Origin of the sequence: Microbulbifer sp. MKSA007 (assembly GCA_032615215.1) — a bacterium.
Taxonomy (GTDB): domain Bacteria; phylum Pseudomonadota; class Gammaproteobacteria; order Pseudomonadales; family Cellvibrionaceae; genus Microbulbifer.
The window spans coordinates 3055650-3081566 of the sequence record CP128433.1 but is presented as its reverse complement, the minus strand read 5'-3'; the positions used below and the strand labels follow the sequence as shown (position 1 = coordinate 3081566).

The 25917-nt window shown below is 45.4% G+C and carries 17 protein-coding genes; 7 read left to right on the top strand and 10 right to left on the bottom strand.

The window, feature by feature from the left end; translation table 11 throughout:
- Positions 1-635: 635 nt before the first annotated feature.
- From QT397_16545 to QT397_16520, 6 genes are all read right to left on the bottom strand, one after another.
- A complete protein-coding gene (locus QT397_16545; protein WNZ54500.1) occupies positions 636-2531 on the bottom strand; it encodes an acyltransferase family protein in 1896 nt (631 codons plus the stop codon).
- A 1596-nt stretch (positions 2532-4127) separates the two neighbouring features.
- Positions 4128-4577 carry a PaaI family thioesterase gene (locus QT397_16540; protein ID WNZ54499.1) on the bottom strand — a complete coding sequence of 150 codons (450 nt, stop codon included), beginning with the start codon at positions 4575-4577 and terminating at the stop codon, positions 4128-4130.
- Positions 4578-4588: 11 nt separating this feature from the next.
- Positions 4589-5530 (bottom strand): DMT family transporter, encoded by a 942-nt coding sequence (locus tag QT397_16535; protein WNZ54498.1) that lies wholly within the window; start codon positions 5528-5530, stop codon positions 4589-4591.
- 82 nt (positions 5531-5612) lie between these two features.
- Positions 5613-7715, bottom strand: coding sequence for a 3-hydroxyacyl-CoA dehydrogenase NAD-binding domain-containing protein (locus tag QT397_16530; GenBank protein WNZ54497.1), 2103 nt, complete (start codon positions 7713-7715; stop codon positions 5613-5615).
- 62 nt (positions 7716-7777) lie between these two features.
- Positions 7778-8980 carry a 3-oxoadipyl-CoA thiolase gene (locus QT397_16525; GenBank protein ID WNZ54496.1) on the bottom strand — a complete coding sequence of 401 codons (1203 nt, stop codon included), beginning with the start codon at positions 8978-8980 and terminating at the stop codon, positions 7778-7780.
- 55 nt (positions 8981-9035) lie between these two features.
- Positions 9036-10913, bottom strand: a complete 1878-nt coding sequence (locus QT397_16520; protein WNZ54495.1) for an acyl-CoA synthetase — start codon at positions 10911-10913, stop codon at positions 9036-9038.
- A 467-nt stretch (positions 10914-11380) separates the two neighbouring features.
- Between QT397_16520 and QT397_16515 the strand changes: the two genes are divergently transcribed.
- From QT397_16515 to QT397_16505, 3 genes are all read left to right on the top strand, one after another.
- Entirely contained in the window at positions 11381-12580 is a 1200-nt protein-coding gene (locus QT397_16515; GenBank protein ID WNZ54494.1) for an acyl-CoA dehydrogenase family protein, read from the top strand.
- A 27-nt stretch (positions 12581-12607) separates the two neighbouring features.
- Positions 12608-13735: an acyl-CoA dehydrogenase family protein gene (locus tag QT397_16510; protein ID WNZ54493.1), complete on the top strand. Its 1128-nt coding sequence runs from the start codon at positions 12608-12610 to the stop codon at positions 13733-13735.
- Positions 13736-13799: 64 nt separating this feature from the next.
- Positions 13800-15230 carry a coniferyl aldehyde dehydrogenase gene (locus QT397_16505; protein ID WNZ54492.1) on the top strand — a complete coding sequence of 477 codons (1431 nt, stop codon included), beginning with the start codon at positions 13800-13802 and terminating at the stop codon, positions 15228-15230.
- A gap of 35 nt (positions 15231-15265) precedes the next feature.
- Here QT397_16505 and QT397_16500 read toward each other — a convergent pair whose 3' ends face one another.
- From QT397_16500 to QT397_16490, 3 genes are all read right to left on the bottom strand, one after another.
- Positions 15266-16066: an IclR family transcriptional regulator gene (locus tag QT397_16500; GenBank protein WNZ54491.1), complete on the bottom strand. Its 801-nt coding sequence runs from the start codon at positions 16064-16066 to the stop codon at positions 15266-15268.
- A gap of 1520 nt (positions 16067-17586) precedes the next feature.
- Complete coding sequence (locus QT397_16495; GenBank protein ID WNZ54490.1) at positions 17587-18639, bottom strand: DMT family transporter; 1053 nt, start codon at positions 18637-18639, stop codon at positions 17587-17589.
- Between the two features lie 706 nt (positions 18640-19345).
- Positions 19346-19843 (bottom strand): DoxX family protein, encoded by a 498-nt coding sequence (locus QT397_16490; GenBank protein WNZ54489.1) that lies wholly within the window; start codon positions 19841-19843, stop codon positions 19346-19348.
- Positions 19844-20863: 1020 nt separating this feature from the next.
- On the opposite strand from QT397_16490, the gene QT397_16485 reads away from it, so the two are divergent.
- Entirely contained in the window at positions 20864-21139 is a 276-nt protein-coding gene (locus QT397_16485; protein ID WNZ54488.1) for a hypothetical protein, read from the top strand.
- Positions 21140-22073: 934 nt separating this feature from the next.
- On the opposite strand, the gene QT397_16480 is transcribed toward QT397_16485, so the two are convergent.
- A complete protein-coding gene (locus QT397_16480) occupies positions 22074-22901 on the bottom strand; it encodes a DUF2306 domain-containing protein (GenBank protein ID WNZ54487.1) in 828 nt (275 codons plus the stop codon).
- Positions 22902-23089: 188 nt separating this feature from the next.
- On the opposite strand from QT397_16480, the gene QT397_16475 reads away from it, so the two are divergent.
- Genes QT397_16475 through QT397_16465 form a run of 3 tightly spaced genes read left to right on the top strand, consistent with a single transcriptional unit; the run spans position 23090 to position 25471 of the window.
- The gene (locus QT397_16475) at positions 23090-24361 is read left to right on the top strand and encodes a sensor histidine kinase (protein ID WNZ54486.1); all 1272 of its coding nucleotides are present in this window, start codon (positions 23090-23092) and stop codon (positions 24359-24361) included.
- A complete protein-coding gene (locus tag QT397_16470; protein ID WNZ54485.1) occupies positions 24361-25035 on the top strand; it encodes a response regulator transcription factor in 675 nt (224 codons plus the stop codon). The genes QT397_16475 and QT397_16470 overlap by 1 nt, the downstream gene beginning before the upstream one ends.
- Positions 25022-25471 carry a hypothetical protein gene (locus tag QT397_16465; GenBank protein WNZ54484.1) on the top strand — a complete coding sequence of 150 codons (450 nt, stop codon included), beginning with the start codon at positions 25022-25024 and terminating at the stop codon, positions 25469-25471. The genes QT397_16470 and QT397_16465 overlap by 14 nt, the downstream gene beginning before the upstream one ends.
- Positions 25472-25917: the final 446 nt, after the last annotated feature.

Below are 25917 nucleotides of genomic sequence, written 5' to 3'. Positions count from 1 at the left end.
TTTCCCAAGCTGAACATCTTTTCGGCAAAGAAATGCCCTATGTAAACAGCGAGAGACGCAGGGATAGTAGGGTATTGCATCAAGAGATATCTGTGAGCATCGAGATAGGGTCATGGAATTAGGTGAGGTGGCTGTTTTTGTATCCAGTACTTTGTGGAAGTCCCTACATTATGTCAATGAATTTGACATTTAAATATACTTCTTTGATGGGTGTCCGGAAATACGGTTTAAACTATATCTGATCTGGCTTAGCCTTCAAGGCTCACGAGTTATTCCTAAGGATTGCCTTACTTTATATATTGTTTCTCGTTTAAGCTACGCGAGGCCCCTGGGATTTCATCCAAGCTGTTCCTCCACAATATCATTACAACTCCCTCAGATCATATCTTGGCCGGGAGAGGTGCCGGCGCGATCAGAAGAACCCTCCCGGACTAACGGCACATATTATCCGAAACGAAGGGCGATTGGTCGGGAATAAAATCGAGTAAAAGATACTCAACAACACCGTCGGATGTTATGTAATCGAGTTCTGCTACACGATGACAGTCAGCTTTAGTTCCTTGTTTATATTTTATGCTCATTATTTATATCCTGAATAAACTATATACTCGACTTAATCTAACCTAACAGTTAACTTAAGTTCCCTTGACTATCGTATCAAATAACGGAGTCATAAGTAATGCACCTGCAGGACTCAAATGGTGACTATCGCTAAAGTATGAAACCTCACCATTAGAAAATAGGCAGGTATTTTCTGGGCATAGAATCTGGTGAGGTAACATCAGTTGGTCACCCAATCTACTATGTAGGTAGTTAACAACGTCAAGATAATCTTCATTAAATTTTTCAATTCCTACAAAGAAATGCTTTGGATTATAGATCCCCATAGCCAACTTTCGGCTTTGAATAGATGGAAAATTATAGCCAGGTATTTGAATCGGCCCTAATACATAGACTATCTTACCAGCCTTCTCCAATCGATTGACAAAGCTAATTGTAGCCTCAGCCAAAGCTTCCCTGGCTCTTCTACTGACAAGGCTACCTTCAGAGCTAATATATCTATTAGAATGCCAAGTTTGTGCGATAATTACCTTCTGTATTTCCTTAGTAGAAACAATAGCTTCATAGTTCTTTTTTGCTTTTCTCAAACAATCTTGACTGAGATTGACTCTAAGTGTTGGCAAGCAGCTATTTAAAGGGACAATTAGACCTTTCTCATCAATACTGTTTAATGCATTAACAAAAGCTGGCCCATACATTTGTGCATGAGAATTACCCAAAAGTACTGTTGAATAGGGTTGCTTATTATCACCTGCGACTAAGCAAGCTCTAGAGGCACCAAAAGGTAAGTATTCTCTAACCCCACAACGAAAGTTAGAGCTTATTGATTCCGAAAAATTATTTGCTAATGGAGGGTGACGCTTAGGAAATCCATTAAAGCTAAAAATTAGTGCGGTCGATGCGACGATCAAGATATATAACAGGGCAATCAATAGTATGGAAAGTTTATCAGGATATTTGTGGCGAAAAGGAATTTCAATAAATTTCCAAGTCAAAGCTGAAGCAAGGCATGTAAATAAGAATCCTAATATCAATACATAATTACTAGGTGGATCAACATAAACATATTTAATGATAGAGATAACTGGCCAGTGCCACAAATACATGGAATATGAAATAAGGCCTATAAAACGAATTGCTGATAAAGTTAAGATACAATATAACAAACTTTGCGAACCAATGGGTTGATACAACATTAGTCCTGCCCCTGTCGTTATCAAAATAGCTGGAATAATCGAGTTTTCGGGATATGAATACGCGACTATGATCATCCCAAACCCCAGGTAAGATAGCAGAATATTTATGTTTTTATTTTGCTGTGGGTTTCTATAAGCTAATAGAGCAACCAGGACGCCAATTGCAAGCTGCCAGATTCGTGTGGGTGTAAGAAAAAAAGCAGGATTTTCACCCCCGATAGAAAGAATGAATATATTTAGGCTGATGGATGCCAATATAACTAAGCAAGCTAAGATTATATAAAAATTCTTATTTTTGGATAATTTGGTTAGCAGTAATAGCGTGCAAGGGAAAACAAGATAAAATTGCTCTTCGATACTCAAGGACCAAGAATGTAATAAAGGCTTCAGTTCATCACTAGCACCAAAATAACCACCTGAGCGCCAAAAGTATATATTGGAAACAAAAAATAAGCTTGTTAGCAGGCTTGTAGATAATCTGATTAAATCTGAAGAGATGAAAAAAATCAGACCAGAAATTAACACAAAAAGGAATACGACCAATACAGCCGGTAAAATTCTCCTAATTCGTCGGATGTAAAAGTGAGCTAAATTGAAACTCCCTTTATCGGTATCTTTCATTATCAGCCCGGTGATCAAATATCCAGAGATCACAAAAAAAAGATCTACCCCCAAGTAACCCAGAGGCAGTGTGGCCGGATGATAGTGAAAGATAATTACGGGAGCAACAGCCAAGAATCTTAATCCGTCAATTTCTTTTCTGTATTCATGCATTAGAAGAATATTCTCATCTATAAGGAGTTAGAATATAAAGCAATTCCCGGTTAATGTTTTCAAGGGTAGAGAGAAATAAAGTCATATTGGTAAGTAGTTAGTTTTTTCTCGCCAAATAGGTAGTAGTTAACCCTCAGGCCCAAATGCAACGTTTACGCTATAAGGCAAGCCCTAAGTCAGACAATCCACAGCCAACTTCAAATAATATAATAGTATCACCAATCTTTCAAAACCGGCTCATTTAGTAACGACCGGTAACCATCTCCCATATTTCAGCTCAAAACCTGGTTTCAAGCCGATCCTTGGCATACGCTTGAAGTAGTTTTGTATTAAAATCGTTAATTGTTTCCATGCCAGTATGAGTTCTAGAATTAACGTAGAGGGTTAAGAGCGTTCAATCACAGAGTTGCTTAATACTTTCCTTTCTAATATCACGTATCTTGGAGGTCGTCCAACATAAAAATCTTTATTGCCAAAAATTAGTAAAAAGTTGGAGGAAGGAAAAGTTATTGTTGATTCAGATGATATTCATCCTAATAAAATTTTACGAAAAACTGAAGATTAAGTTGAATACTGTAATGTCAGATGATATGCATGGCAGGGTTGTTTTTGTAACATTCATCATTTGTCAGTTTGCTTGCGAGTCAGTCCAAAAAATGTTCTGCTGGAACTTATGGGCGTGAATAAAGGAAATAAGATTTAAATCGATCAGCTGAGATTTATATCTGATGTATTCTATATGTTTATCAATGATCTGCGCGTAACATTAAATAGGCCGACTTGAGTCAAGCTAATTACTCGCGACGGTCGAGATCTGTACCGGTTAACAAAAATGCCCTTGCAGAGCGTGCTTTATGGGGTGTTAGTAACAGAATAGCTTCTATTATAATAATTGGAGTCATAATTAGCTCACCTGCCTCATCCCAAAGGGGGGCACGTACTATTCGTGAATAATCATTGTTAGCCCTTGAATGGTATGGCTTTCGCTCCGGCCCCGACTGCCTATAAATGCGCCCTAAAAATTCAAATATAACCATACTGAAATAACGATGGCACTAGTTTATCATGGTTAAACACAGTAGAAGGGTGATTTGTCCATCTGGTGGCTCATGCGAAAAACAAGCTAATTTAAATGGGTATGTTATATTTTTTGATGTATTTCTTTGGCATTTCATTTTTTGCAGCTGGAGAGTTGTTGGTTTTATAGTTCTCCGCATGGATCAATAGTATATGATATCTTTTCTTAGCTTGGTGAGGGATCTAAGATAGTATGAAAATTTTGGCTCGTATTTAAATGCATATAGAAATCAATATTAATCTGATGTGGATTTATAGGCTGCAACATTAAATGAGAATTTATGCCAGTTTCACAGTAAGCATATATGTATTGAATGTTAAGTTAGAATAAGAGAAATTTCAATGGATGTTTACTTTCTCTAAGGAAGACCCTCTTCTAATTTTAAGACCTATTTCGTTTATGTCATTTCTAGTAGTTTCGGTGAAGCTAATTGAGCCGCTGATCATTGCAACCTAGTGCCGCATCGCGGTGAGAGTCTGGAGATACTTTATGGTAAAGTGGATAGATACTTAGAATATCTATTCAGCAGCTTCGTAAGATTCCTTTTCAATCAGTTCACCATCCAATGTTTCACTGCCACCACGATAGCGCATAGTCATTTGGCCGGTAGCGATTAAAGTTCCTTCACTGTCATATACCTCTGTATATGAATAGAATATCTTTCGTCCAGTACTCGTTAGCTTACCTATCGCAGTGAGTTGATTAGTTTTTGCCTGACCGGTGAAATTTGCTGTTAAAGAAAGTGTAAAGGCTCTACGACGGCGGTTGGGGTGGGGGCAGTAGAGGCCGCAGTAAGAGCCAGCGATATCGATTAATGTTGTAATAAAACCACCGTGGGGCACACCGTGGGTATTCAGGTGTTCCGGTTGTACTTCCACGCTGATTGCAACATGGCCTTCCTGCCAATTATCTATGGTTACACCTAGATGGTCATTGAACGGGGGTTGTTTCTTATTCTGCCAATTCATCCAATTTCACCTTAGAAAGTACGTTTATGATGGGTCGCTACAATTTTTTTCTGAGTTGATAGGTAGACTGTGAACAATCCTGCACTGATAACTATCAGCGTCCCCACCAGTGCAATAGTGTTAGGTAAGTGCTGCCAAATGAGCCAACCTAGAAGTCCGGCAATAACCACACCAAAGTAACTGATTGGCGACACCACGCTGGGTTTTGCATAGCTATATGCTTTGGTGTACAGCCAGATAGCCAAGAGTACAGAGACACCGTTGAAAATAAGATAGGGGATTGTCCATAAAGGTATTGGTTCCCAATAATAGATACCCAGGGGCAGGCTGCACGCGAACGAGATTAATACGTAGTAAAACAATATTAGGCTGGGCCGGTCTGTACGGGACAAAATTCGTGTTCCGACCATAGAGGCAGCCAGGGTAAGCCCTGAAATCAGGCCGAAGGCATGGCCGCTACTAATACCGTCCACGTTGGGTTGAAGAATCAAGGTGATCCCCAGTAAGCCCAGTAAGATTGGTAGCCAGTGGGCTATGGGGATTTTTGCTCGAGACCAAAGCCAGGCAATAAGGGGAACAAAAATGGGAGCTGCATTACGCAATAGTCCCGCTTCCAATAGTGAAATTTTGCTTAGGGCAGAAAAATATGTGAAAAAGCATAACCACCCAGCAAAACCGCGTATTAGGTGGGTTCTCCAGTGTTGGGTGGTAAGGTGTCGAGGTGTTTGTCGCACTAGCCATGGGGTTAGCAGTATCAGGCAGATACTGTATTGGCTGAGCGTAATTAATGGCACGGGGACAGCGGTAGACACCCATTTGCTGGCTGCGGCCGCTGTACTTGCTACCAGCGCGGTAGCCAATGCAAAACCAATGCCCTTCCAGTTTTGGATATCCGTGCGGAGTGGCTGACTTGGTGGGGATTGTACTTCGACTAAGGCATCAGGCCTACTCATGGTGACACAACTTCTTTATTTGGCTGCAGCGGGTAAAGTGGGAAGCCAGTAGTCATACTGACTTCCCCTATAGTTTACAAGCTTAGATTTTGCCATCAGCCCATTGCGCAAATGTTTTTCCCTCTTGGGCTAGCCGTTCCAGTAAAGGGGCTGGAGTCCAGTAGGTATCTCCATGCTGCTGGCGGAAAGTACATATTTTTTCGTAGATTTCCTTCAAGCCGATACTGTCGGCATAGTGCATAGGTCCTCCACGATGGGGCGGAAAGCCATAACCGTAAACATATACAACGTCTATATCACTCGGACGTTGGGCTATGCCTTCCTCCAGGATTTTGGCTCCTTCATTAATCAGCGCGAAAGTTAGGCGGTTTAGAATCTCCTCGTCGGAAATTTCCCGCCTTACAACCCCTTGGCTTTTAGCTTGGGCTTCAATGACTTTCAGTACTTCCGGGTCGCTGCTGCGAGCGCGAGTTTCGGGATCGTAGCGATAGTAGCCGGCTCCACTTTTCTGGCCCAGGCGGCCCATTTCAACCAGGGCATCTGCAATACAGTAGGTTTTTGGCTCTCCTCTTTCTGATTCGCTCAGGCCCTGGCGCGCCTTGTAGCCGATATCCAGCCCCGCTAGATCTCCAACGGCGATAGGGCCCATAGCCATCCCCCAAGACTGCATAATCGAATCAATCTGCTCCGGGGTTGAGCCCTCGATTAAACACAGCTGCGACTCTCTGCCATAGGGGCGCAACATACGATTGCCAATAAAGCCGTAACAGTTTCCCGCTAGTACGGGTACTTTCTTGATCGTTTTAGCGAGTTGCATGGCAGTGGCAATTACATCGTCAGCACTTTGCGAGCCGCGAACCACTTCGAGTAGTTTCATTACATTGGCAGGGCTGAAAAAATGCATCCCTATAACATCTTGCGGCCTGTTGGTTGCAGATGCGATTTGATCAATATCTTGGTAGGAAGTGTTGGTTGCAAGGATAGTACCGGGTTTGCAGGAGTGATCCAATTTGGCAAAAATTTCCTGTTTGAGCTCCATATTTTCAAATACGGCCTCAATGACCAGGTCTACATCAGCTAGGTCTGCGTAGTCAGTTGTGCCGGAAATCAACGAGAGACAATGAGTTTTTTGACCTTCTGTGAGTTTCCCTTTCTGCATGCTGATGGTGTAATTCTTGTCGATCACTGCTAGCCCTCGATTTATCGCAGTTTGATCGATTTCTACCAGTTTGACTGGAATACCGACATTGGCAAAATTCATGGCGATGCCTCCGCCCATAGTGCCTCCACCGATAATGCCCACGCTCTTTATCTCCCTGGTGGGTAGGTCTTTTGGTAAGCCCGTGACTTTGGTTGCAGTGCGCTCGGCAAAAAATAAATGCTTGAGGGCGGCCGATTGGCTGGAGAGCAGGCATTCGATAAACAAGTCGAGCTCTTTAGCAAGCCCTTTATCAAAAGGCTGGTGAACTGCGGCCTCTATACAGGTAACAATATGTTGCGGTGCAAGCTGACCTCGTGATCTCTTTTCAAGGCGCTTGCGGAAATCATCAAATAACCCCTCAGGAATGCTGTCAGGATCTATTACGATGTCTCTGACTCGGCGGAGAGGAGCTTCATTTGCTATCAATTCACGGGTAAAGGCGAGGGCTCCCTCTAACAAGTCATCATCGATAACCCGGTCTATTAACTTCATACTTTTGGCTTTAGAGGCCGGTATTGGACTCCCTTTTGTGATTAATTCCAGTGCAGCGGCAACACCAGCCAAGCGTGGGGTGCGCTGGGTGCCACCGGCTCCTGGCAGTAATCCCAGTTTGACTTCTGGCAGCCCCACTTTGGCCGATGCTATTGCACAGCGGTAATGGCAGGCTAGAGCCACTTCGAATCCACCGCCGAGTGCCGTGCCGTGAATGGCGGCGATTACTGGTTTACAGGAGTTTTCTATTTCCGCAATCACTTCTGATAGGGCGGGTGCCTGTGGTGGCTTGCCAAATTCCGTAATGTCCGCACCAGCGATAAAAGTTCGGCCTTCACACACTAGCAGCAGGGCTTTTGATGTATCGCCTTGAGCGTTCTTAATCGCTCCCCAAATGCCTTCACGCAAGCCGTGAGAGAGGGCGTTCACAGGAGGGTTGTTCAATCGAATTACACCGATATCGCCAATGAGTTCATAACTTACACTAGACATAGCTATCTCCAGATCTTAAGTGACAACTGTTCGGTCTCGGTTTTATTTACATCTAATCAGGTTTATATGCGTTCTATGATTACAGCGATGCCCTGGCCGATCCCGATACACATGGTGGCTAATGCATAGCGCCCACCCGTACGTTCCAGCTGGCGCAATGCTGTCAGCAAAATACGGGCACCACTGGCCCCCAGGGGGTGACCAACGGCGATGGCACCACCATTGGGATTTACCCGTGGGTCCGCATAATCAATTTCGAGCATTTTGAGGCAGCCCATAGCCTGTACCGCAAAAGCTTCGTTGAACTCCATTACATCCATATCCCCAAGCTCCAAGTCCGCACGGGCGAGGGCTTTACGGGTAGCCGGTACCGGGCCCAACCCCATTACCTGCGGCTCTACTCCTGCAATGGCACTGGCGAGAATACGTGCCCTAGGCTTTAGATCTGCTGCTTGGCCAGCTTCGGCGCTACCAATAATGAGTGCCGCCGCGCCATCGTTGATGCCGGAAGCGTTGCCGGCAGTAACCACTCCATCTTCGAAAAGCGCGGGTAGGGCTTGAAGTCGCTCCAATGATGCATTGGGGCGGGGATGTTCATCCGTATCGATAAGAAGGGCTGGCTTCTTGCGACCTTGGGGTACTTCGATGGGAATAATTTCATCGACAAAAAAGCCATCGGTACGTGCCGACTCGTATTTAGTTTGTGATGCCAATGCAAATGTATCGCACTCTTCCCGGCAAATATTCAGGTCTGATGCAATATTGTCTGCGGTCTGAGGCATGCTGTGGCTTCCATACTCAGCAACAATGTCTGGGTTGGTGAAGCGGGGGCCTAGGGTCGTATCTGCCAATACCTGATTGCGATCAAAAGCACTGTTGGCTTTGGAGAGAACCAGGGGGGCGCGACTCATTGATTCGACACCTCCCGCGATAAATAGCTCTCCTTCTGCGGCGCGAATGCAGCGAGCGGCATCTGCTATAGCGGACAAGCCGGAACCACAAAGGCGATTTACCGTTATGCCGCCTGTGGATATGGGCAATCCTGCTAGCAGGCCTGAAAATCGGGCAATGTTGCGACTGTCTTCTCCCGCCTGATTAGTATTGCCCGCAATAACGTCCTCAAAATGTTGAGGGTTAAAATTGTTTCTTTCAGTCAGGGTCCTGATGACATGGGCAAGCAGGTTGTCGGGCCGGATACTGGAAAGGCTGCCCCCGTGGCGGCCAAAAACACTGCGGCCGCCGTCATAAATATAGGCATGTGACATAGTGAAATTTCCGATATTGGAGTTCTAAGTGCATTGAGTCATGCGGTAATTTCTTTTATTCAAACTCCAAAGCCACGGGTAAATTTTCCAGGGCTTCCTCTACAGCGGCTTTGCTGGAGGCTTGTTCAAGTTGAACTTTTGCTACCTGGCCAAGGGATGCATCGAAGTGGGCGGAAAACTTAGCGGTAATACTTTTTTCCTCTAATGCCTGGCCTACGACATATTCGGTAGCGCGATTGCGCAGAGCTGGTTTGAATACTTTGGCTACAGCAGTGAGTGGAATCTCATCAATAATTTCCACGCGCTTAGGAATGGCTGCACGCTCAGAAATTTGGCTGCGGCAATAGTCAATGAGTTGTTCTTCTGTGGGCGGGTTAGTGGATGGAAACAGGGTAACGTAAGCTACTGGAACTTCTCCGGCATAAGCATCTGGTTGACCAACTGCAACGGCAATAGCAACGGCAGGGTGACGGGATAATGGTTCTTCGATCAGAGCCGGATCTATATTGTGGCCGCCGCGAATAATTAAATCCTTGGCCCGCCCAGTTAAGAACAGGTTACCATCTCCATCGAGATATCCCATATCGCCGGTATTAAACCAGGACTTATCGACCCAGGCTTTAGCATTATCCTCTTCTGATAAGTAGCCAGAAAAAATATGTGGCCCGCGCGCGAGTACTATGCCCACCTCTCCTGTATTGCAGGTTCTAACCAGTCGGGTACCGTCTACTTCGGCAATTTTCATTTCCATATAAGGCAATCGCCGGCCGACGCTGCCTTCAGGGGCTTGCATATCGGTAGGTGGGCGAGCTAAAAGGCAGCTGGACTCCGTCATGCCATAGCCATTGCTGACAAGGACGTTGAACTTCTCCTCAAAGGCATTCTTCAACCCCGTTGGCAGGGTGGAGGCTCCACAGCCAATATCTGTTAGACAGCTGATGTCATTGTCACCCACGGGAATTTGCAGTAATACACCGAGGATGGTGGGGACGGCGGCAAAGCCCTTCACCTGAAAACGCGCAACATGATGCCACCAATTTGGTAGGACATTGGGTGAGCGAAAACCAGAGGGTGTCATGATAACAATTGTGCGTCCGGCCAATAGGGTGCCAATACCCGCAACAACGGTACCGAAAATATGAAACAGTGGAAGTCCGCTCAGGGTAGCGAAGCGCCCTTTACTGGATGACGTATCAGCACTTAATTGAGCGACGAAGGCAATATTGCTGTGAGTTAAGCGGGCTATTTTAGGTCTTCCAGTAGTGCCCCCGGTGTGGAAATAACTAGCGGTTTTATTCCCCTGGATATTACGTTCACTCTTTAGATGATCGTCCGGCTGTTGGGATATAGCCGAGACAAAATTATCTGCGTGAATACCCGCTGGAACTGGAGTATTGCTAATTGGCTTTTTACTGATTAGTAACAGAGTTTTTAATGTGGGAACTTGCTCGAGAATTTGCGTTACTTTATCCCATATTTCCTCGCTAAGATCTTGGCCAAGAGTGACCAGGACTTTAGCCCTGGTGGTATTCATAATTTCGATTATATGTTCGGGTTCCAGCAACGGATTAATAGGGCTGGTAATACCTGCTGCCTGGCCTCCCCAAAGTGCAAAATGAGTTTCTGGCAAATTGGGTAGTAATAAAGTCACTGTATCGGTTGGCTCAACACCGATGGAGTGAAGAAGATTGGCAGTCTGGTGCACTCGCTGGGATAACTCGGAGAAAGTTACTTTAACCGTGTCTTCGTCAGGTGCGGCCGTTGGCAGGAATTCGATGGCCGAGTCATGTTGGTAGAGGCGGGCAGATTGCCGGATTAAATCAAAAGTGCTTTCCCAGGGGTATCGCTGCGAAAGGGGGACTTTTTCATACTCCTGAATTTCAGCAAGTGACTGCAACATTGTATCGGAGGATTGAATGGGCGTGATCGACATGGGGGCTTCTCTCACTTTGGTTATTATGGTGACGACCATAGCAAAAGTGAATACAGCATTCCACTCTGCGGAATAAGGTGTTAGTGTTTTACATATTAAGAAGTGCCCAATGCATTTTTTAATGGAAAATGGCGCATAAAAACTTATTAAAAATAAAGAGGCGCCATGTTGTTGAGTTTTTTCCTGTTTTATTTTTCGAACGGTTGATTTGTGTGCCTATCTGGAGTTGATTGGCGCTAGAAATGCTCGGTTTTTTATTTCGATAAAGGCATTTTACGCCAATAATTTAAATGTTGGGATCAATTCAAAGGCAAGTAAGTAATTTGTCGAGGTGAAGCTGTTAAACACTAGTTCCGCCTGTACCGGGGATCTTTCAAAAGATTGCGTATTTTTGCTGCGCAAGATTGTGATAGAAGCAGTTTGTAGGAGCTGCTATTCAGTGCGCCGACTAATAAAGGAGCAGGCGAATGAATATAGATTTTTCTCCCGAAGAGTTAGCTTTTCAGCAGGAAGTCCAGCAGTTTCTCCAAGAGAAACTTCCTGAAGATATTAGAGAGAAAACCCTGAAGGAAATCCCCCTGGAGAAAGAGGATTTTGTTCGCTGGCAAAAAATACTCTATGAGCAAGGGTGGGCAGCTACGAATTGGCCGGTGGAATATGGAGGTACCGGTTGGACACCTACTCAGAAACACATTTGGGCAGACGAATGTGCAAACTATGGTGTGCCAGAGTTGATTCCATTCGGCTTAAAAATGGTTGCTCCAGTGATCTTTACCTACGGTAGTGAAGAACAAAAGCAACGATTTCTGCCTGACATCCTGGCAAGTAATGTCTGGTGGTGTCAGGGGTATTCGGAACCAAATGCTGGCTCAGACTTAGCTTCCTTAAAAACAACAGCTGTCCGTGATGGCGATGAGTATATTGTCAACGGCACCAAGACCTGGAATACCTTGGGTCACTTTGCAGACTGGATATTTTGTTTGGTTCGTACTGGTGGGCCTCAAGTAAAGAACCAGGCTGCTATCAGCTTCTTGCTAATTGATATGAAACACCCCGGTATTACGGTTTCGCCAATCATGACCTTGGGCGGTCACCATGAAGTAAATGAAGTCCATTTCAATAATGTGAGGGTGCCGGTAGAAAACCGTATTGGCGAGGAGGGGCAAGGGTGGACTTACGCTAAGGTTTTGTTAACCCATGAACGCACCGGTATTGCGCGGGTGGCAAAATCCAAGAAACGCTTACAAACGTTAAAGGATTTAGCCAAAGAGACCTGCGATGGAGAAAATAGTTTGCTTGAGAACCCGGCTTTTGCCCAAAAACTGGCCGAAGTTGAAATTGATCTCTTGGCCCTGGAGTTTACTGAACTACGTACGCTTGCGGCGGTAAGTACAGGTGGTGCCCCAGGAGCGGAATCTTCCATCCTTAAAATCAAAGGAACCGAAGTCGCTCAACTTATCGATGAACTGTATATGGAGACTGCGGGTTACTACGGAATGCCGTTTGTGAGAGAGCAGTTTAGGAGCGGGTTTGACGGAGAATGGGTGGGCCCCGGTGTTATTGCCAGCAGTGTGCCTCGTTACTTAAATAACCGTAAATCCTCAATTTATGGCGGAAGTAATGAGATTCAGAAAAATATTATCAGTAAATGGGTACTTGGCCTGTAAGTGCAGCATCTAAAGAGGACTTGAGCGATGGATTTTTCCTACAGCGAAGAGCAGCGGATGCTGCAAAGCAGTGTGAGCAAGTTTATCCAGCAGGATTATGACTTTGACCGTCGTTGTAAAATAGTGAGTAACGATATTGGCTTCAGTAAGGAAAATTGGAAGCTATTTGCGGAACTCGGCTGGTTAATGGTGCCGTTTGGAAAGGATGATGGAGGCCTAGGAGGCTCCGCCGTAGACTTTATAGTGGTTATGGAGGAGTTCGGTCGAGGTTTAGTGGTTGAGCCTTTCCTAGCCAGTGTTGTTCTCAGTGGTGGTCTTATCGCTGACTGCGCTAGTGAGGTGCAAAAGCGAGAACTCCTGGGAATGTTAATGGAAGGCCAATTGCAATTGGCATTTGCTTTTACTGAGTCACAGAGTCGCTATAACCTTACTGATATAGCCATGACTGCGGTAAAGGATGGAGACAATTACCTCCTGAATGGACATAAAGCTGTCGTTCTAAATGGTGACGTAGCAGATAAATTCTTAGTTGCTGTGCGGACGAGCGGAGCACAGCGAGATCGTGAGGGGATCACCTTACTACTTGTCGATCCTAATACAGAAGGGCTTCAGCGGCATGGATATGCCACTGTGGATGCACACCGTGCCGCCGAAATTAAATTCAATAACGTGAAAGTACCCATAGCTAATCTGATAGGGGAAGAGGGGGCGGCTTTAGGAGCTATAGAAAAGGCTGTTGATAGAGCGACGTTGGCATTGTGTGCAGAAGCTGTTGGAGCTATGGAAAGGATCTATAAGAAGACAGTTGAGTACACTAAGACGCGGGAGCAGTTTGGTGTTCCTATTGGCAAGTTCCAGGCACTACAGCACCGCATGGTGGATATGTTTACTGAGTATGAGCAAGCGCGCTCAATATTGTTGATGGCTGCGCTACAGCTTGATAGCAATAACGGAGTTGCGCCTAAGGCGATATCCGCTGCAAAAAGCCGTATTGGTAAAGCTGCGCGGTTTATCGGTCAAGAGGCGATACAGTTACATGGCGGTATAGGTGTTACTGAGGAGTTGGATGTAAGTCACTACTTTAAGCGTCTAACAACAACTCAGTACCTATTTGGCAGTACTGATTACCACACTTTACGATTTGCCAAGCTGTAAATCATAAAGCACTGACTATACGGCCAAATTCACTCTCTACTTGCCACTTTGCGAGGGCACACACATGGAAAAAGTTGTCGAGCACACCAGATCTGTGAGCATAGGTAAAGTAGAGAGTGTTTTTAAACTTCAAAAGGATGCATTTAATAGGAGCCCCTACCCGAGTCTTCAGGAGCGTCTGGAAAGTTTAAAAAAATTAGAGCAATTGATCCTGGAAAACCAGAAATCCATAGCAAAGGCAATAAGCGAGGATTTTGGTAATCGTGCCATCCAGGAAACTAAAATTGCAGAGATCTATGGGTGTATCGAGGAGATTCGTTACACTCGTAAGCGCTTAAAAAAGTGGATGAAAATTCAGAAACGTCATGTGCCTTTGCTACTTCGAGGAGTAAAAAATCGCGTATTACCTCAACCAAAAGGGGTGGTTGCTATTGTTACCCCCTGGAATTACCCACTACTTCTATCTGTTGGGCCCTTGGTGAGTGCGATATCCGCAGGGAATCGCTGTATGATCAAGATGGCTGCTAACTCGCGTGCCCTTTCTGCATTATTACATCAGTTATTTAATAGATTCTTTTCAGAGGATCTGGTAGCTATTCTTCCTGGAGTGAGCGCTACGGAGTTTACAGCCCAGGCATATGATCACATGATCTTTACTGGATCTGGCAAAGTAGGAAAAGTGGTAATGCGGAGAGCTGCGGATCACCTAACTCCTGTGACACTAGAACTGGGAGGTAAGTCTCCAGCCATAATATGTGGCGACTTTGATGAAAATATTGCTGCGGAACGTATTTTGAGCTCAAAATTCTTCAATGCGGGCCAAACTTGTGTAGCTCCAGATTATTTATTGATTCCTGAAGAAAAACTTTCAGGATTCTTGGAATCGGCTAAGAGACTTGTACCCAAATGGTATCCATCTTTAAATTCAGAAGATTATACTTCGATTGTTGATGAAAAGGCGTTTAATAGGCTGAATACTTGTCTAACGGATGCTCTGGAGAAAGGGGCTACAGTTCTGCCGTTATTAGATGTTGAAAACAATAAAGGTTTGCAAAAAATTGCTCCCACCTTAGTGTTAAACCCGACAGAAGACATGAGTCTGCTACGCGAGGAGATATTTGGCCCTATTTTACCTATTCTTACGTATAGGAATCTGTCTGATACGATAGATTACATAAATAGTAAAGATAGGCCTTTAGCATTATATATTTTCAGTTCTAGCGGAGATGTTCAGGAAAAGATTATCAAAAGCACAATGTCTGGAGGTGTTTGTATCAATGACTGCGCGATGCATGTCTCCCAGGCAGACTTGCCCTTTGGTGGTATTGGGGCGAGTGGCATGGGGCAATATCACGCTTATGAGGGTTTTTTGGAATTCTCAAAATTACGACCGATCTTTACACAAGCCAAAAAGTCAGCGGCGGTGCCTTTACGACCACCTTATGGCCAAAGATTTGATAAAATTTTCAACTTTCTACTGCGTTTCAAACTGTAGCTGTACTGATTGAGAAGATCTGGAGTTTGAGTCGACTAATATCGGATTAACATAGCTTCGATATTGCCTACCAGGTTTTTCAACAGAGGAGCTACTTCATTTTCTAAGTATTCCGGGTTAAGTCTAAAAGCAGGTCCGCCAGCATTAAAAGTGTAAATATGACCTTGGCTTAAAGAGAGAGGTACCGCGATACCGTTGACATCGCGATTCCACTCGCCAAAAGAGCAGCAGAAGCCGCGCTGCTGGTAGCTGGTGACCGCTTCTTCAATACCGGCTTTGATCGTTGGCCATTGATCACCAGCTTTTTTCTCCAGGTAGCCATAAAAATATTCCCGTTCTTCTTGAGGGAGTGCTGCCAAAAAAGCTCGCCCGGAGCCGCTGGAAGCTATGGGTACGCGATTACCGATTTCATGGCGAAAAGTTGTGACATTTGCAGGAGCACAGAACTCGACAAAAATCATATCCAGCCGGTCCCGATCAGAGAGACCAACAGCGGTACCGGTAGAATTAGCTAGATCCTGCATTAAAGGCTTGGCTACCTGCCTGACTGTGAGATTTGAGACAAAAGCATAACCAAGAGCCAGGACGCCACTACCCAGCTGATATTTCTCCATTCGATCAGAGTAGGTAAGATAGCCTAATTTGGTCAGGGTATAAGTCAGCCTGGAAACACTGGAGCGGGGCAGGCCAGTGCGCTGGGCGATCTCCATATTACCCAGGAAGCCATCACCAGGTTGAAAGGCTCGGAGTACATCCAACCCACGAGCTAAAGCCTCAATAAATTTTCTATCTGGTTCAGTATCTTTTTTTCTGTGAAGGTCACTTAACGAAACCATAAGTTTTTGTCCTGCTTTCTTACTGTAAATTATACAGTTTTACGGGTAAGCCTAAAGAGGATTTTTTGATGTTTTTGAGTGACTTCTTTCCTATTCTGAAGAGCAATTTCGGTAGTGTGTACATAGGCTCATCTAAACTGCGAATTTGACTGTGGCAAATAGGTGTGCACTATATTGGTTGTTAAGTTGTAAGTAGGTGTGCATTATTTTGAGGGGTAAACCAAGAAGCCTGTAAAATGAGACCTAACTACCTCTCTTGCTAAGTTATACTTACGTGTATATAAATACAACTTTCTCGTTGATCCACTATGGAATACATTAAAGCTTGCAAGAAGGTGCTGTTTCAGAAAGGCTTTAATTTGGCTTAACCTCTTAAAATATACGGCAGCGGGGAACTGTGCTTCGATGCACTTTTCCGATTTCACTAATTCAATGACTTTTGTTGGCCTCACTATCGACATGACAAACATTACGAACTTACCTATTGGAAACTAAAACGATGTTGCCAGTGTTGATGCCAGACATCGATTACTTGCCGTCCGATTCTTGACTCCACGCAGATCCTCCTTGCCCCCAGGTTCATCGGAGTTTTTCAGCTTGCACAGTATATGGCTGTCACTTACAAAGCTAACTGGTGTATGAAAAAGATGATGGAGTGAGAACAACGCTATAAACTGCCTGTTTTATTCCTAGGTTCATGCAATAGCCGACATAGATGGAGATAGCGAAGGAGATCTGCTGGCTGGTTAGAATCCGCACTAACAATCCAGAAACCTTATAGGAGCCCTTACCAACTAACTAACTTTGAAAGAACGATACCGGATCGAAGTTCTTAATGGATAGAACTATTCGGCTCGAGATATTGTGTTACAGAGGTGACAAGGAGCATATAAGTACATCAAGTTCGATTTATCTATGAAGGTGAAAATCAATTATCATCTAAGCAATACTGTTCCCAAGCATATTTGTGAAGCCTAATCCTCTTTAGGAGCGTGGGTTGAACAAAAATACGAATGGCTTGGAGAGATCTTTTCTCCAAAAGGTGTGAATATTGGCAAGATATTCAAAATATGTATTGATGATGCAGTATTCCGTATAAATTTTCGTCCATGGAAGGTGCTAAATTACTTGTGTCCGTTGTAATTTTTGGCGGGTAGGCGTGTGTCTCCTATATTGACAATCTGGGAAGTAGATTATCAGATTTTAGTTAATACATTTAGGTATTTATCTTTTTAAGCCTTAGCTTAAGATTTCTTGCAATATAATTTGGATTGGCAGGTATAGATACATAGAATAAGATAAATCTACCCCCTTACAAGAGTAATTTCTCACTAATCTTTATTGGCTATACCCACATGCGTACACAGATTTCTCTCACCATATGCGATAGTAGTAACTTTGAGCTTTGATTTTGCGCAGAATTCACTACGTAGCCTTGCAAAGAGTACATCGCCACCTATGACTCCATATTGTAAAAAAAGATGATTTATCGACTTTATTGCTATTTTGCCTGGAAAGCTCTATACCCCTTTAAAAGAGCATGGTTTTTCATACTTCATTTCGATGGCTTTTTGCTCGCGATATTGGCCGAGTAATGAGATACCTATTCCGGACATAATAATGATACCCCCAATAATTTGAGCGAAGTTGGGAACCTCTTGCAGGATAAGAAAGGCGAAGAAAGTACCGGCTACGGGAGTAATGGCTGTGGCGATAGAGATATCAGCAGAGCTCGCCCCTCCTTGGAGTCCTTTAAACCAGGTGATCTGCCCAAGGACAATAATGATTGCCCCGTATACAAGCATCCACACCCAGAGGAAGGGAGAGAATAGGTCGTCAAAGTGGTGGGGGCCAAATACAGAGAGGACAATGACCGAAAAGAGTATCGCTCCCGCAAGCATACGGAAAGTTGAAAAGACGCCAATAGGGACCCGATCAAGCAGTTTCCGGCTTGCCTGAACCGCAATGACCCCTAAGAGTGTGGCTAAAGCGGTTAAAATTTCTCCAGCTTTGGGGAGGTCTTGAAGAAATTGGTTCATGGCTGGATTTCCAAGATTGAGCATTTTCATACTCATTGGATCTTCCATCGGGGGTTGGTGTAGGACAAAAATTGCAATAACGCCAACCGTTACCACAAGGGCTCCCACTATTGAGAATGCGGTAGGCCTCTCCCGGAACATCAGATAAGCGAACAAAAGTCCCAAGGGAGCATCTAGAGTTGCAATTAAAACGACATTGGTCACTTCTGTGAGCATCAGAGCAATAAAGAAGAAAGCGGGGGCAAGAACTCCAGACATCAAAATAAGCACGAACATGTAAAACCAGTCTTTGAAAGGATACTGCTTTAAGATGCTGAGGCGCCAATCTTTTCTATAGATAATTAAAAGGGTGATACCCGCCAAGAGATTTCCAGCGAACAAGAGGTTGCAAAAAGAGATAGGGTTGTTTCCATTAATGGGGTGGCTGGCACCCAGTTCCCCAATTTTCGCAACGACTGCGTTGGAGGCAGCAAAAATAAGAATCGAAATCCATAACCAAAATCGAGTACTTCTTACGGAAGGTTGATTTTCCATTTGATTTTCCCTGGGCACTACAACATGTTCCACTAAATTTAAGTCGTTCCGCACTAAGTATCCCCCTACAATTAAGTAGTGGTAAGTGGGTCAGTCTGATCTGGATTAGTGTAGACCAATTCTAATAACTGATAGTGCTTGAAAGGAGAGTGTCCACCTATATCAAAATACTGTTGCGAATGCTGCTCTGAGTATTGGGGCAATTCTTACTCATGTTTATTTAGGGATCAGGTTATACCGGAGTTTAGTGAGGAAAATATGACTGTGAAACTCTAGTGCTGGAGACAGGCTCTTAATATGTGCTGCTGGAAGTGGAGCTTACTACAGCAGCGTACTATATTTTAAGTGAAATATAGATGGTTATGAATTTTCCCCTTCTAGAGATGGATAGTGTATTGTACTCCATGAATGGCTGCAAATTAGAGACAAAGCTAATTGTATACTCAGATCGAGACTCTCAATATGTGGCCCAAGGATATTGGATTCTAAAATATAAGAATTAATGCTTGCAATACAAGATTGGTTAGGTGTTCGCTAGTTTCCCTGATTTTTCTTCTGCTTGTTAGTCTTTAAGGTGCGTTTTACGAGTGTTTAAAATTGCATGTTTTCGGGAATTTGCAAATTCTGATTAAGAGTAAAGGTAAGGGTTTCGCTAATACTGACAGCAATTCAATACCCATCTTCCAGACCTACAAATCTGTCTGTTTTATTTAGCTGTTCTGTTGAGGCCCAACTTATCGGCAATTAGATGATCTAAGCTAAATCGGCCGGGACCAGTAGTTATTAACCATATAAATAAAATAATATACAAAACTTGGGGTAAATAAAGAAACCAGCTCATCCAGTCTAGTGGTCCAATGCCTTTAGGGATGGCGTGTTCGATTTCAACTGTGGCAATAGCAACAATCATTACAATGGATAGGATAATGGCAGCAAGTGTTGATAGTAGGCCCATAATTAAAAGTAATCCTCCGAAGAACTCTATAGAGGCTAAAACCAGCGCCATAAATTTATGGAAGGGCATTCCTATTTCGCTCATCAAGTTAATAAGGTCTGCATGTTTCTCAGGATCGAATAGTTTGTTATACCCAGATACTGAAAAAAATAGCCCCAGAGATACGCGTGCAACTAAGATGGGCACCCATTCCCAGCTGCGATTACCTATAAGTATTTTTTTAATTAAAGAAGAAGGTTGAGTAAACATATATGCCCTCTTGCATGGTTGCGCCCAAATTATGAGTGCCCAGTAAAGAAGTTTTATGCACCTTAATTTTGGCTTTACACTGTATGGCTAATATTGAACCTAAAATATTTATAGAGCAGTAATCCAAAGACTCCTTAATTTTTCAGACGTAGGCGCAAATAGTGTTTCGGATTATACATTAATTAAATGTGAAATATGCAGTGGCAATCTCTAGTGAGCAGTCTCGATTACGTACCGTATTTGAATGTAGCGGATATAGGGCTATCTAAAATTAAAGTAGAAACGTGACACTCCACTATCCCTCAAACATCATAGCCCATTAGCGTGTAAGGGCAAGCCAAAAATACACTGACCTTTATATTGGCGCGATACAGTAAGTCTGTGAATAGTTTGATAGTTCTCCACAAAATCTGCACCCAAGAGTATCCTTACGCTATTTCTTACCCTGCCCTGATAGGAGTCGCTTGAAAGATAACGATAATAATGGCGACGGAAAAACCGAGTAGTGCTGGCAACAAGAAAGTGGGCTGTTCGTCATGAAAAAAATTAAACGTACGCCGATAGCTCTGACATAAATTCTCCAACTTTTAGAAATTTAAGTGGCTCAGAAATAGAGAGTCTTTAGAGTCAGATTATCTATATGTCATCTTAATTGACCCTGCCTGCTTATTGATCAGGTTTGGTGCGCACAAGGACCCCTTCATGGTGGGGGGTAAGGTATTTAGGAGTCAACTTTTACTAGATTACTTTCTGCTGCCACCGCATCTGATGGAGCGATTGTACCAGATATTTGCCTCTTACTAGTTTGGTGCTTTAGGGTTTCATTTATGATAAAGCTATGGGGCTTGGAAAAATCTCTCTGAATTATGTTCTAATCAAGATAGAATATGCTGTTCTAATGGTAGTTGGCATATGGAAGTTGGTTTTGTTTTTTTGTATCTCACCAAATACATAACCAGGCCATGCCGCGATCGATCTACTGATATTTGCGATTATGCATTGTGTAGAGGTCTGGAGGTTATGAGTAAAAAATTGATTTTTATAATAGCTGTTTTTATGGCTGTGTGTGGGATAGGGTGTGCGAGCCAGGAAGATTTGCTTGATGCTGAGCTTTGGTCCGGCGATCCATATATAAACATTCCTGGTAGCGATGGGGCTACCGAAGATCTTGGGAAAACACCTCGAGCTAAAATGCTGGAGCAGCGAGAGATTGATACACAGAGAAAGAGTAAATTGTCAAAAGATCAAGTCCTAGAGCATTTAATTTTGGGTGAAGATGGGAAGATCAATTTTTAACTTAATACCAGTAACATTCAAAGTTCGGAGCCTCCGGTAAGTCCATAACAAGATCATTGAAGTTGTTTTGGCCACAAAATACGGGGCTCCACAGGACCGGTTACAATTTGCTCTGGTAGCGGTTGGTGGTGGCATAGCCTTTAGGGGGTTGAGTGATGTTTGGCAAGTTCCAGTTGAACTTGCCCTTGCTAAGTGGGCGGAAGTGATCAGTTTTAAAGCTAAACTCTTTATAGAGGAGTGGTTTCTATACTACTTGCGTATGGGCGACAGTCACACAAAGAGAGACTTTAATATCCTATATTAACCAAATGATTATCCAGGGTAGCTGGTGATCGCACTATATCGTGCGGTAGTGCCAGCCAACCAGGATATAAATCTCGTCCTAGCCATTTACATGGCTTTTACTGAACCTGTATTATTTTTTACCTGTGGCTGGTTATGTTGAAGTCAGCACGATAATCATCGCCTACATCTCTTGCCATTCCCTGCTTCTCATTCCTTTTAAGTTTGTGGTAAATGCTGCTCTAGCCAAATTCTCTCAAAATGTTATCTCAAGCAATTTTTGCTTAGTACTGAAAACAGAGTATTAGTTGAGGCTAGTCCAGTAGATAGAATATGGGGCATTGGTCTGGCCCAAGATCATTCTGCGTCAGAAAATCCTAACGATTGGAAAGGCCTTAATCTTTTAGGGTTCGCACTTATGGAAGTGAGAGCCAGGCTAACAGGCATCTAAAATAGCTTGAGGGTGTAGAATAGGGGAAGGTGGGTGCCGAGCTGTCAGTACGAGGTAACTCCTCGGATCACACAAATGCATAGTGCCAAAATTAATTTAGTACTCTAGTTTCTAATTCTTCGCTCAGAGCGGGATTTCCAAGTCGTGAACCTCTAAAGCCAAATCAGCACAAGAAGTTCACGATAACCAGCCCAGGTAGCCTTAGATCCGTGGCAGCCACATTCCCATCGTAGCAGCAAAAATACCAATGGCCATAAACACGGTCAGCGGCACTAGTGTACTGACAAACGCAATCTGGGTACCCTGTGCGGCTCCACGCTTTTGACAGTGAAAATACCATTCCAGCATGGCCAGTGGGAGCAGGTATTGGCCGAAGCCCAGTGCATATAGGAAAGGCCCGGTAAAGGATTTCCAGTCAATCCCCCAGCCGCCGGTTAGCATTGCCCAGCCCATCAAGGCTACACGAAAAAACCACACTGCACTTGCTGCCATAAAAAGACGCAAGGCCCAGCGGCGGTGCTCAGCAATGCGTCTGGCCAACGCAGTCTTCACTGCCAGAAAGGCAAATAACAGAATCAGTATGCCGTCCATTGTAATGCTGATCTGCGACACCAGGTTGCCAAAAGTGTGCCGCGTCCAGGTCATGTAGAGCCCCGCAATACTGGCGATGACAGCGGTCAGCAGATAGCTGCGTCCCAGCCAGCGGTGGAAGTTAGGGGCATGGCGCCGCACCGAAGGGATCAGCTGAAGTGGACCACCGCCGATGACAATCGCGGCCAATAGCACGTGGCTCACCGAAGCCAGGTTGCCTAATATATCTCCCTCGCGGAAGCCTGCCGGTAGGTGGAGCCCTTTCAAGCCGTGCACTCCTGATTCGGCAATGGGTGGGTAGAAGACGGCCAGGATATAGGCGAAGAAGATCGCATGGCCGATAGCCGCGATGCAGAACCAGGTTTTTACCGACAGGTTAACAGCCCGCCGGGTATCGAATGGTCGCGGTAGTGTTTGGCTGAGTACAGCGTCGTTCATGGGGTTCTCCAGGCGATTATGGTCCGTATTGGGTCTTAATGTGCTTGCCGGACATGTTCTGCTTTTTCAGACCTACGCACATCGGCCGCAGACAGGAATCGAACTCCCCCAAAAGGTGGAGAGTTTGCCGTATCCATCTCCCCCGAAAGTCCCATGACAGCTGGTTGCCCCTGGTTTAGCATGCGGAAATGAAATCTTCGTCCCTAAGTACGCCTGCGCCGAATCCGCCCAATGCCAGCACGGAACTGCCCAAGCTCCCTATGTGGCGGCCCTTACGTGGGCCGTTTGAGCGATGGCCGCACCTGACCGACTTGTTTATTGCGTTGCTTATGTTCTTGCTGACGCTTTTGATGTGGTCGCGCAACGGCTCCCCCGAAGTGCTATCCATGCAGAGCCTGTGGGATGTTATTGCTTTCCAGTGTGCATTCGTTGGCTCCTTCGCTCTGTTGTGGCGTCGCACCCACCCTTGGCAGGTACAGGCCGTTATTCTCGGCGCAACAATATTGCTGGAGCTGGGTTTGCCGGCAGATGGCATCGTGGCTATGGCGATTTCGCTGTATAGCCTCGGTCGTTACGAGGCCAATACCCGGGCCAGCTTTTTTGGCGTTATCGCGACGCTGGTTTTTGTGGCGCTTGACCAGGGTATTCCGGTTCAGCCAACTGCAGCAGGCACAGTAACGGTGATGCTGGTATGGGCGCTGTGGTATATCGGCCGCCGGCTGCGCTTTCGCGGTGAATATCTGCGCTTGTTGGAAGAGAGGGCCAAGTATTTGGAGCGCGAGCGCAATGCCGAATCCGAGCGCGCAGTTGTAGCCGAGCGCACTCGAATCGCCCGTGAGATGCATGATGTGGTGGCGCACCAAGTGAGTCTTATGACTGTGCAGGCCGGTGCCGCCAGGGCTATCAGCCGCAATAACCCGCAAGCTGCTAATGAGGCTATGGCTTCTGTAGAGGCGGCTGGCCGTCAGGCCATGGCAGAAATGCGTCATTTACTCGGTGTACTGCGACCGACTAATAACGACACTGCGCTCACTCCGCAACCAGAACTCGGCGATTTGCCAGATCTGATTGAAAAGGTCCGACAGGTGTTAATCCAGGTTGACTATGAGGCCAACGGTGCACTGGAGAAAGTGCCAACCAGCGTCGCGCTCGCCGCCTATCGCATCGTTCAGGAATCCCTCACCAATGTCATCAAGCACGTCGGTGCTGCAGCGCGAGTGCAAGTGAGTGTGCGCGCAGATCACGGCACGCTCACAATTCGAGTGCGCGATGATGGAAATACTCACGGCGAGCGGCCCATGAGGGAAATAGCTATTGATGGGCAGCCAGGCGGTGGGCACGGCATCGCGGGAATGCGCGAGCGCGCGGAACTGCTCGGTGGCTATCTGTATGCGGGTGTAGTCGATGGTGGCGGTTTTGAGTTATATGCACAACTACCTACAGGAATGGTGAAAACATAATGTTGCGAGTGATGGTAGTGGACGACCAGGCTTTGGTGCGACGCGGTTTTGCCCTGATTCTGGATAACCAGCCCGATATCGAGGTGGTCGCCGAGGCCGGTACCGGCGTCGAGGCGATTGAAGCCGCGCGAGTGTACCAGCCGGATATCATCCTAATGGATATCCGTATGCCGGAGATGGACGGGCTGGAATCCACAGCGCGCATCCTGGAAGCTAGTGATGCAACTTGCCGTGTCATTATTTTGACCACGTTCGATCCTGATGAATACGTGTTTCGTGCGCTGCGGGCTGGCGCCAGTGGCTTTGTGCTCAAGGACATTCCCCCAGAGGCGCTGGTACAGGCAGTGCGCACCGTAGCAGAGGGCGGTGCCATGCTCGCACCGGGCATCACCCAACGCTTGATAAGCCAGTTCGCACAGAAACTGGGAACTGGGCGCAACCTGGCAAAGCGGCTGGAGCGCCTGACCACCCGGGAGCGTGAAGTACTGGAAGCCATCGCCGCAGGCAAGAGTAATGCAGAGATTGCCGAGACCCTATTTATTGGCCCTGCTACCGTGAAAACCCACGTTTCCAGTTTGCTGTCAAAATTGGAGGTGCGCGATCGTGCGCAGGCAGTCGTATTCGCCTACGAATGTGGCCTAGCCACCGTGGGGGAGCGTGATGTTGGCTTCTAGATCAAAGCCCGCTTTGCAACGCAATGCACTTTATCGCCTTGCCGCCTGTGGCACTGTGGTTCTGGGGCTGTTCCTCTTCCTTGGAGCCCAGGGCCACTTTGTTGCCATCTGGCCTTTGGTAACCAGCGATGGGACTGGTTTAGCCCGTCGCTTGTTGTTGATGTTACCCGGTGTGATGCTCGCCGGCACGGCGGTGTTGAACCTCCTGCTCTGTAAGCCACTCTGGCAAGAACGTCGCCGTGCCCTCAACGTTACTCTCGCGGTAAATTTGCTTACTACGAGCTATTTGTTCTACCTAATGATACGTGGAGTTCCTAATCACCCTATTGGTATATTTCTCGCATTGGAGATGTCTTTTGTATTATTGCTCCTAGTAACAAGAGCTGGACTGGTATGGCCTGCGTCATCAGAACCGCCGGTTGAGGTGGATATTTAGTAGTACATGATTTTGGGAGTCATGTACTAGATTGAGGACCTAAGCGACACACGCGTACCCACCAGAAATATCAGCGTGCTCCAAGAATTCAGCGTAGCTGGTCACCAATAAGAAATACCGCATCATCAATCTGCTCTTTCGATAACTTGTCAATTTCCATCCCTTTATCGAAGAAATGTCTTATTAGCCTATTTATACTTTCGTTTATTGCGTGCTCTGATGAGTGACACTGCCTACCAAAAAAATCTTGCAGTCTATTTTTTGCGTGATTGACTAACGGCCCAGAGTTTATCGCCATTGTCGGAGGTTATGATCTCACATGCTGCCTGATAAGACTTCAGCGAGCTGCTCCCTTTTGTGGTTGCCAAGTCTGTCAGTTGTTGTGGGAATCTAGGAGCAACTCAAGAGCGTGTGGACGTACTTGGTATGCGCGTCGAACGAATGAG